This is a genomic window from Aminicella lysinilytica (assembly GCF_004362975.1).
Taxonomy (GTDB): domain Bacteria; phylum Bacillota; class Clostridia; order Peptostreptococcales; family Anaerovoracaceae; genus Aminicella; species Aminicella lysinilytica.
This window is the reverse complement of sequence record NZ_SNXO01000058.1, coordinates 1-8,566: the sequence shown is the minus strand read 5'-3', so window position 1 is coordinate 8,566 and position 8,566 is coordinate 1. Positions and strand designations below refer to the sequence as shown.

The window sequence follows — 8,566 nt, the reverse complement described above, 5'->3', positions numbered from 1 at the left end:
ATAGCAGAGAAACAACAGAAAATGCTTAAAGCAGCATAAAGGTAGTTTGATATATGCTTGAAAGTGAATTTACACACAAATATGGACTTGACCTGCCCTCGCACTTATCAGCTGCTGCAGAGGGGAAAAAGTGCGTTTAAGGTCTAATTAGATAACACATATTTCCAATTATGGATACTATGCCTAGCAGGGCGCACCTTGACATCTTGAATCAGGCCAATACGTGCGATTTTGGTTTACAATAACAAAAAATCCGCACTATCGTTCTAGGTATCAGCCCAATACGTGCGCGGTACAGTTACCTGGCCTTTTCAGACTGATTCTTTAAGAATTCTCATCTAATGAAATTACACCATAATTTGTCCACGAAATATTTGCGCTTCTGATGTTATGCCCAGTATTTGAAATTCTCAGGACAACTGACTGCTTGTTTTAGCATTTTACTGTAAAACAAGTTTTGTTTGTGACTGTGATTCCTTTGAAAACTCGTGGTCGTGTTAGTCAGTTAAAAAACCAAGGGGAATCCACATGAGTTCGCTTCCCATAAGTTTTATCACTTGTAAACATCTCGCCTATGGCCTATTTCGAATAGAAATACGGTCATGATCTCGTCCTCTATAGTGGCAAAGAGCCTGTAGTCCCCGATCCTGTATCTCCATATACCTTTCAGGTTGCCAGTTAAGGCTTTTCCTTTATTACGCGGATCATCAGTGTCGACCAGGTTCTTGACTATCCAGTTCTTTATGATGCGAACTGTTTGTTTGTCCATTTTTGAAAGTTCCTTTTCAACACTTTCTAAAATTTTGATCTGATACATTATACCTTAAGCCTTTCCCATACTTCAGTATGATCAAAAGCTTTTTCTCGGTCGATGCGTTGCTTTGCGTTTAATATTCGTTCCTCATCGAGGTTAAGATCGTCTTCGATTTTATCAAGAACTAAATCTCTAATGAAAGACGACATATTAAGTCCATTCGCATTCGTATATTCTTTTATTAGATTAGCTTCATCTTCAGAAACTCTCAGGGATATGGTACTCATATCGTTATCACCTCCAAATATATAAATGTATTACTTGTAATACGAATTATATACCCTTGTCGTGTTATAGTCAAGTGCAAGCTCAAACAGAGAGGGACAGGTCCATTTAGGCCCTGCTAATACCTCACAAATAATTGCCCGTAACTTTTACCCTGCGCACCCCGTCCCATTGCATTGCCTCTTCTAATGGTGTATCATAGTCTCTATGGATAAGAAAAACGATAAAGTTAAAAAAGCGGCATTTTCATTCATATTGCTGATGGGTATTGTCAGCCTTTTCTCTGACATGACCCACGAAGGGGCGGCCAGCATCATGGGCGCCTATTTGAGTCTGGCCGGAGCATCGGCGGCGGCCATCGGCTTCGTGTCTGGACTGGGAGAATTCATCGGATATTCACTGAGGATAATCACCGGCAAGCTTACGGATCGAACTAAAAAGTACTGGCCTATGACTATCGTAGGCTACGTTATAGACTGTGCGGCTATTCCGGCTCTGGCACTGGTGCCAAATGGCGGATGGGTAGTTGCCTGCTTTCTCATCGTAATTCAACGATTTGGAAAAGCCGTCAAGAAACCGGCCAAGGATACGATACTTTCCTTCGCTGCCACTCAGACGGGCACAGGCAAGAGCTTCGCCATTCAGGAATTTCTGGATCAGCTGGGAGCATTCCTGGGACCGGTCATGCTGTTCCTGGTAGTGCTTCTGAAAAACAGCACAGACATCTTCAATGTATATAAGATCTGCTTCCTGCTCCTGGGAGTACCGGCGGCAGCAACCATCATATTACTTTTTGTTGCCAAAGCCCGCTACCCGGAGCCGGACAAATTCGAAAAAGTTCAGGAAACGTCGGAACCTTTCCATATGAACCGCCGTTTCATAATATACGTAGTCGGCATATCATTCTTCGGCGCAGGCTTTGTGGATTTTTCACTCATCACCATGCACACCATGAAAACCGGCCTGATACCGACGGACACCCTGTCCCTGCTATACGCCGGCGCCATGGCAGTCGACGCCGTGTCGGCTTTGTTCTTCGGGTGGCTTTACGACAAGTACGGCCTGCGGTCACTGATGGTTTCGACGCTGTGCTCGGCACCCTTCGCCATATTCATTTTCGGCATGGACTCACAGTGGGCTCTGTTCCTGGGCGTGGCTCTTTGGGGCATCGGCATGGGCGCGCAGGAATCCATCCTGAAAGCCGTGGTGACGGACATCGTTCCCAAACAAAACAGATCCTCTGGATTCGGCATTTTCCAGACGTCATTCGGCGTCTGCTGGTTCATAGGAAGCTGGCTCATGGGGGCCCTCTACGACATATCGCCGACAGGGCTCATAGCATTTTCCGTAGTAATGCAGCTGGCGGCCATTCCATTCTATTATTGGACGGGCATAGTCGGCAAAAATAATAATAAAGGAGGCCAAGATGGAATTACAGAAAGCAATAGATAAGAGGCACAGCCTCAGAAAATACGCGGATGGGGAGATACCGGAGGAGCACATCCGCGCCATGGTCGACGCGGCCAATAAAGCTCCCTCTGCAGACAATCAGCAGAACTGGCATTTTGTTATAGTCAGGGACCGGAAGGCCATCGACGCATTCGCCAACGTAGTCAGCCATAAGAACGCTGAGCTTTGTGCGAAGATGCAGGAGACAGCCCCGGAAAAAGCCGCGCGCTTCAGCAAACTCTGCAAGGCAGTTTCTTTGTTCTTCCGGGATGCCCAGCTGCTGGCCATTGTTTACGGCAGAGAGTGGGACCCGAGCTCCTACGATTATGTGAAGACTGCCGGCGGCGACGAGGAGACTCTGGCCAACCTGAAATACCGCACGCGACAAGGCAGCCTCAGCGTTGGCGCTGCTATGGAGAATTTCAATCTGAAGGCTGAGGAGCTGGGGTACGGCTGTTGCTGGATGACCAGCGCCAATTACGCGGCTGACGATGTGGAGGCCCTCGTGAAGAAGCTGTCGGGATATTCTGAGGAAGGCTATCATGTGGCGGCTCTCATGCCCGTTGGCATACGGGCGGCGGAAGGCAAAGGCCCGAAGAAAAAGGGCGTCGATGAAGTGCTGACGATAATTTAAACAAAAGAAAAGCTCGCTTTCTCAGCGAGCTCTTTTTTGTCCGGAATGTTTGCATATTGCGTCGAAGGTCTCTTCGCTTATGTCGTGTTCTATTTTACAGGCGTCGGTTCTGGCCGTCTCCGGTGACACGCCTATGCTCACAAAAAAATCTGTAAGCAGGCGATGACGCTCGTATATGCTGGATGCGATACCCATGCCTGAGTCGGTCAGGGTGATCAGTCCGTCTGTATCCATAGTAATGTAGCCGTTCTCCCGAAGGCGTTTGGTGGCATAGGAAACACTGGGTTTGGTGACTCCAAGGTGTCCGGCGATATCGATCGATCTGATATAGCCGTGCTCTTCCTTCAGAATGAGCATAGCCTCCAGGTAATCTTCTGTAGATTTATGAATTTCCATAATGTGCCTCCCGATGTATCATTAACAATAGATTAACACTTTACAACAGAAATTACAAGAATGTGAAAAAAATATTAAATTCACCCTTGACAAAGGGAGTTAGACACGTTAAACTAAGGATGGTTAGAGAAGTCTAACCAAATCTTTTGCAAACAGGTTAGATAAGACTAACTAAAGTTATAACTTCAACTACTGGGAGGAGATCAGATAATGGGCACATTAAAAGATGTAAAAGTAGGCGACACGGTCACGGTGAAGAAAATCGAGGGAGTCGGACCTACCAGAAGAAGGATAATGGATATGGGAGTGACCAAGGGAACCAGAGTGATGGTACGTAAGGTGGCGCCTTTGGGGGATCCTATGGAACTGAATCTTAGAGGATTCGAAATGTCTATAAGGAAGGCAGATGCCGGACTTATATTAGTAGAGTAAAGGACAAGGAGAAATTGCGGATGGAATTGAAAATAGCTTTAGCGGGAAATCCAAACTGCGGCAAGACCACTCTCTTTAACAGACTGACGGGCAGCTCGCAGTATGTGGGAAACTGGCCGGGAGTAACAGTTGAGAAGAAGGAAGGCAGGCTGAAGGTTGAGAAGGATGTGATAATCCAGGATCTGCCCGGAATATATTCACTTTCCCCATACACTTTGGAGGAAGTAGTAACGAGAGATTATCTGGTAAAGGAGAAGCATGACGCCATAATCAACATCATAGACGGGACTAATATAGAAAGGAATCTTTACCTGACCACACAGCTGATGGAACTGAACATACCTATAGTTGTAGCTTTGAACATGATGGATCTGGTCAGGAAAAACGGCGATGATATAGACCTGGATAAACTGAGCCGGCGCCTGGGATGCAAGGTCGTGCCTATAAGCGCTCTTAAAGGGGAAGGCGACATGGTGCTGATCAATGAGATAAAGTCAGCCGCCATGGCAAACAGGGCCAAGGAAGCTCTGCACGTGTTCGACGGCAGCGTTGAGCACGCCATAGCGCACATAGAGGAATCTATAGAATCCCTGGTAGACAAAGATGATCTCAGATGGTTTGCTGTCAAACTTTTCGAGAGAGACGAAAAGGTAATAGGCGATCTGGCCCTGGATGGTTCGCTGATGGAACATATTGAAAGTCATATCGCTGACTGTGAGAAGGAAATGGATGACGATGCGGAAAGCATCATCATAAATCAGAGATACACATACATTCAGACTATTGCCGAAGCCTGCGTCACCAGGAAGAGGCCGGCTGGCGCCTTGTCCATGTCAGACAGAATCGACAGGATTGTCACCAACAGATTTCTGGCCCTGCCGGTATTTGTAATAGTAATGTTCATGGTTTATTTTGTATCGGTGACAACTGTCGGCACCGTGCTCACGGACTGGATCAACGACACACTCTTCGGCGCGTGGATACAGCCGGCGGCCCAAAGCGCCCTGACTACAGCAGGCGCCTCAGGCTGGCTCGTTTCCCTGGTGGTGGACGGCGTACTGGGCGGACTGGCAGCACCAATAAGCTTCGTGCCACAGATGGCCCTGGTGTTCCTCTTCCTGTCTTTGCTGGAAGACTGCGGCTACATGTCGCGAGTGGCATTCATAATGGACAGGGTATTCCGCAGATTCGGACTTTCGGGGAAAAGCTTCATTCCATTCCTGATCTCATCGGGATGCGGAGTGCCGGCCATAATGGCATGCCGCACTATAGAGAACGAGAAGGATCGCAGAATGACCATGATGACTACTACGCTGATTCCCTGCGGCGCCAAATTGCCGGTGATCGCAGTCATCGCAGGCTTCACCATGGGAGGAGCATGGTGGGCGGCGCCACTTACATATTTCGCGGGGATGATCATGGTGATCGTATCCTGCATAATACTCAAGAAAATGAAAATGTTCGCAGGGGAGCCGGCGCCATTCGTTATGGAACTGCCTCAGTATCACGTCCCGTCGGCTAAAGGCATCGGGATCCACGTCTGGGAACGCGTCTGGTCCTTCCTGAAAAAGGCCGGCACCGTGCTGTTCCTCTGCTGCGTGATCATGTGGTTCCTGGGAAGCTTCGGGGTACAAAACGGAGCCTTGGGACTGGTGGACACAGAGCATAGTTTCATGGCTGCCATAGGCGGCGCCATCGCGTGGATATTCGTTCCGCTGGGATTCGGCACATGGCAGGCAGTAGCTTCTTCCATCAGCGGTTTTGCCGCTAAGGAAGCCATCGTTTCGACTATGGGCGTGATCTCCGGAATGGGCGCGGTCAGCGGATATACGGGGTCTATGGATACGGCCTTCACGGCCTTCTTCCCGACGACGATCGCGGCAGTGGCATTTCTGCTGTTCAACCTGTTCGATTCACCTTGCCTGGCAGCAATCACGGCCATGGCCAAGGAAATGGGTTCGCGGAAATTCTTCTGGTTCGCTCTTGGCTTCCAGAATCTGCTGGCCTACTGCGTTGCCCTCATGGTCTATCAGCTGGGCGGCCTTGCAACAGCCACCGTGGCCTTCGGACCGTGGACTGTAGTCGCATTGGTAATGCTGGCAGCATTGGTCTACCTGCTTTTCAGGCCGGACCCGAACAAAACTCAGCGCGGCCATGTGGCCATTCAAGGCGCGGCGGCATAGCCTGACAGGATACATTTTGTACAAAAGGAGGTATAGAAATGGCTTGGATAATTGCAAATGCAGTGAATATAGTAGTGTGCGCAGTGCTGGCTCTGCTGGTGCTGGCCGTGGTGATCCGCATGATCAGGAACAAAAAGTCGGGCAGGACTTCCTGCGGTTGCGACTGCGGCTCCTGCCCAATGAGCGGTAACTGCCACGGCGGTGAAAGCCGTTAGACTGTAAATGTGCCTGGCTCATAAACGGGCCAGGCTTATCAATGCCCTGAATTCATAAAGTAAAAGATTGACTTTTTCCTTATCTCATTTTATCATTGTACCAGTAAGATAACGTGAAAACAGGAAAAGGAAACTCAATGACACATACAGAGAAACGCAGTAAGTTAAAACGCAGAGCGGACAACAGGCGGAGATTCACCCGGCATCATATGGCCATTCCATGGCATGATTATGCTGTCAGCAATAACGAGACGCCGGCTGTGGACGCTGAGCTTCGCGAGAAGTCGTCCATAATCGGCCGCGTGGGACTGATAATGCTGTCCTGCGGCACAGGCGCCTGGAGGGTCCGCGACAGCATGAACATCATAGCTGAGGTCCTCGGCGTTACGTGTACGGCTGATGTAGGACTGGTTTCCATTGAATATACCTGCATGGACGGCAGCCACAACGATACTCAGACACTGGACCTGAAGGCTACCACCGTGAACACCCATAAACTGGCTCTCATGGAGGATTTCCTCACGAGCTTCGAGGAGAAGGGCAACACCATGTCCGTGGAGCAGATCCATACTGAACTGGACAAACTCCAGAACAAGCCGGGTCTCTATTCGCCGCTTTCAGTGGGGCTGGCAGCGGCTCTTGCCTGCGGCGCATTTACATTCCTCCTGGGCGGCGGGCCTATAGAGATGAGCTGCGCTTTCTTCGGCGCGGGCATCGGCAACTGGGTACGGCGCAAAATGAATGACATGCATGAGCAGCTCTTCGCCTGCACGGCGGCAAGCGTGGCCGTGGCGTGTCTCGTGTACGTTGCCATAATCAAAGCTCTTGAAATTTTCTTTGGCGTATCGCCGGCCCATGAAGCCGGATACATCTGCGCCATGCTTTTTGTTATACCGGGATTCCCATTCATCACCAGCGGCATCGACTTGTCCAAACTGGACATGCGTTCCGGAATCGAGAGGATGACGTATTCCATAATGATAATCGTAGTGGCGACGCTGGTGGCCTGGATCACGGCGACGACCATACACTTCCAGCCGGCGGATTTCGTGCCTCTAGAACTTGGCGTCTGGACTTTGATGGGGCTGCGTGTCCTGGCAAGTTTCTGCGGCGTCTACGGATTCTCAATCATGTTCAACAGCCCGCGAAAAATGGCTGCTATGGCTGGCCTCATCGGCGCCGTGGCCAACACCCTGCGTCTGGAACTTGTTGATCTGACGACTATGCCTGCTGCTGCAGCGGCTTTCTTCGGCGCGCTGGTTGCAGGCCTTCTGGCGTCTTTAGTGAAAAAGTATATCGGTTTTCCGCGTATATCTCTCACGGTCCCATCGATCGTTATTATGGTGCCGGGCCTGTATATGTACCGCGCCTTTTACAATATCGGCGTAACGTCAATTGCTATGGGCGCCTACTGGTTCACAAAGGCAATGATGATCGTTCTGGCATTGCCGCTGGGCCTGATTTTCGCCAGGATATTTACGGACAGCCGATTCCGGCATTGCAACTAAATGCGGAAATAATAATTGCAGTTAATTAAATTGGTAAATATTGACATATTAGCTACTATGTGTTATCGTTTTTATACACTTACAAATATAGTATTGACACCGTATACGATACCACTTATAATATAGAAGGAGTTATAATGTCAAAATGGGACAAGCTCATAAAGAAGATATGTTGAATTGGTAAAACAAATAGTAGAGAGTGAGGCGAATAACGATGAAAACTCTTGATGAATATATGGCTATGAATTACCGAATGGAAATCGTGGAAGATGAAACTGAAGGCGGATATGTGGTTTCTTATCCAGAACTTCCAGGGTGTATTACATGCGGAGAAACCATTGATTCTGCAGTGGATAATGCCAGGGATGCTAAGAAAGTCTGGTTGGAGGCTGCACTTGAGGATGGTTTGGAAATATATGAACCTGGTAGCCTGGAAGATTATTCAGGACAATTTAAACTCAGGATACCCCGCAGCTTGCATCGCGCATTAGCTGAGCATTCCAAGAAAGAGGGAATCAGTATGAATCAGTATTGCGTCTATCTCCTTTCCAGGAGTGATACTGCTCTTTCAAAATAATGTAATAAAAAATCAGAGATCACAATTCGGATCTCTGATTTTTAAGTATGACGGGCATGCCGTCAATCTGTGGTGAAAGTCCACGTGGGGCGTAGTTGCCGACGAACCCCAAAGCGACTTGCAAGTTTCACAT

At 48.8% G+C, this 8,566-nt stretch carries 10 protein-coding genes; 7 read left to right on the top strand and 3 right to left on the bottom strand.

The window, feature by feature from the left end:
• Positions 1-553 precede the first annotated feature (553 nt).
• Both EV211_RS10095 and relB read right to left on the bottom strand, forming a co-directional pair.
• Positions 554-817: a type II toxin-antitoxin system RelE family toxin gene (locus tag EV211_RS10095; RefSeq protein ID WP_133529311.1), complete on the bottom strand. Its 264-nt coding sequence runs from the start codon at positions 815-817 to the stop codon at positions 554-556.
• Positions 817-1,041: a type II toxin-antitoxin system RelB family antitoxin gene (relB, locus tag EV211_RS10090; RefSeq protein ID WP_133529310.1), complete on the bottom strand. Its 225-nt coding sequence runs from the start codon at positions 1,039-1,041 to the stop codon at positions 817-819. The genes EV211_RS10095 and relB overlap by 1 nt, the downstream gene beginning before the upstream one ends.
• 205 nt (positions 1,042-1,246) lie before the next feature.
• On the opposite strand from relB, the gene EV211_RS10085 reads away from it, so the two are divergent.
• A complete protein-coding gene (locus EV211_RS10085) occupies positions 1,247-2,491 on the top strand; it encodes an MFS transporter (RefSeq protein WP_133529309.1) in 1,245 nt (414 codons plus the stop codon).
• A complete protein-coding gene (locus tag EV211_RS10080; RefSeq protein ID WP_133529308.1) occupies positions 2,466-3,122 on the top strand; it encodes a nitroreductase family protein in 657 nt (218 codons plus the stop codon). Before EV211_RS10085 ends, EV211_RS10080 begins: the two co-directional genes overlap by 26 nt.
• 21 nt (positions 3,123-3,143) lie before the next feature.
• On the opposite strand, the gene EV211_RS10075 is transcribed toward EV211_RS10080, so the two are convergent.
• Complete coding sequence (locus tag EV211_RS10075) at positions 3,144-3,518, bottom strand: metal-dependent transcriptional regulator (protein WP_133529307.1); 375 nt, start codon at positions 3,516-3,518, stop codon at positions 3,144-3,146.
• A gap of 210 nt (positions 3,519-3,728) precedes the next feature.
• On the opposite strand from EV211_RS10075, the gene EV211_RS10070 reads away from it, so the two are divergent.
• The 5 genes from EV211_RS10070 to EV211_RS10050 all read left to right on the top strand — a co-directional run bounded on the left by EV211_RS10070 (position 3,729) and on the right by EV211_RS10050 (position 8,433).
• Positions 3,729-3,950: a FeoA family protein gene (locus EV211_RS10070; RefSeq protein WP_133529306.1), complete on the top strand. Its 222-nt coding sequence runs from the start codon at positions 3,729-3,731 to the stop codon at positions 3,948-3,950.
• A 20-nt stretch (positions 3,951-3,970) separates the two neighbouring features.
• Positions 3,971-6,133, top strand: a complete 2,163-nt coding sequence (feoB, locus tag EV211_RS10065; RefSeq protein WP_133529305.1) for a ferrous iron transport protein B — start codon at positions 3,971-3,973, stop codon at positions 6,131-6,133.
• A gap of 38 nt (positions 6,134-6,171) precedes the next feature.
• Positions 6,172-6,348 carry a FeoB-associated Cys-rich membrane protein gene (locus EV211_RS10060; protein ID WP_133529304.1) on the top strand — a complete coding sequence of 59 codons (177 nt, stop codon included), beginning with the start codon at positions 6,172-6,174 and terminating at the stop codon, positions 6,346-6,348.
• Positions 6,349-6,485: 137 nt separating this feature from the next.
• Positions 6,486-7,856, top strand: a complete 1,371-nt coding sequence (locus EV211_RS10055; RefSeq protein ID WP_133529303.1) for a threonine/serine exporter family protein — start codon at positions 6,486-6,488, stop codon at positions 7,854-7,856.
• 214 nt (positions 7,857-8,070) lie between these two features.
• Positions 8,071-8,433 carry a type II toxin-antitoxin system HicB family antitoxin gene (locus EV211_RS10050; protein WP_133529302.1) on the top strand — a complete coding sequence of 121 codons (363 nt, stop codon included), beginning with the start codon at positions 8,071-8,073 and terminating at the stop codon, positions 8,431-8,433.
• Positions 8,434-8,566: the final 133 nt, after the last annotated feature.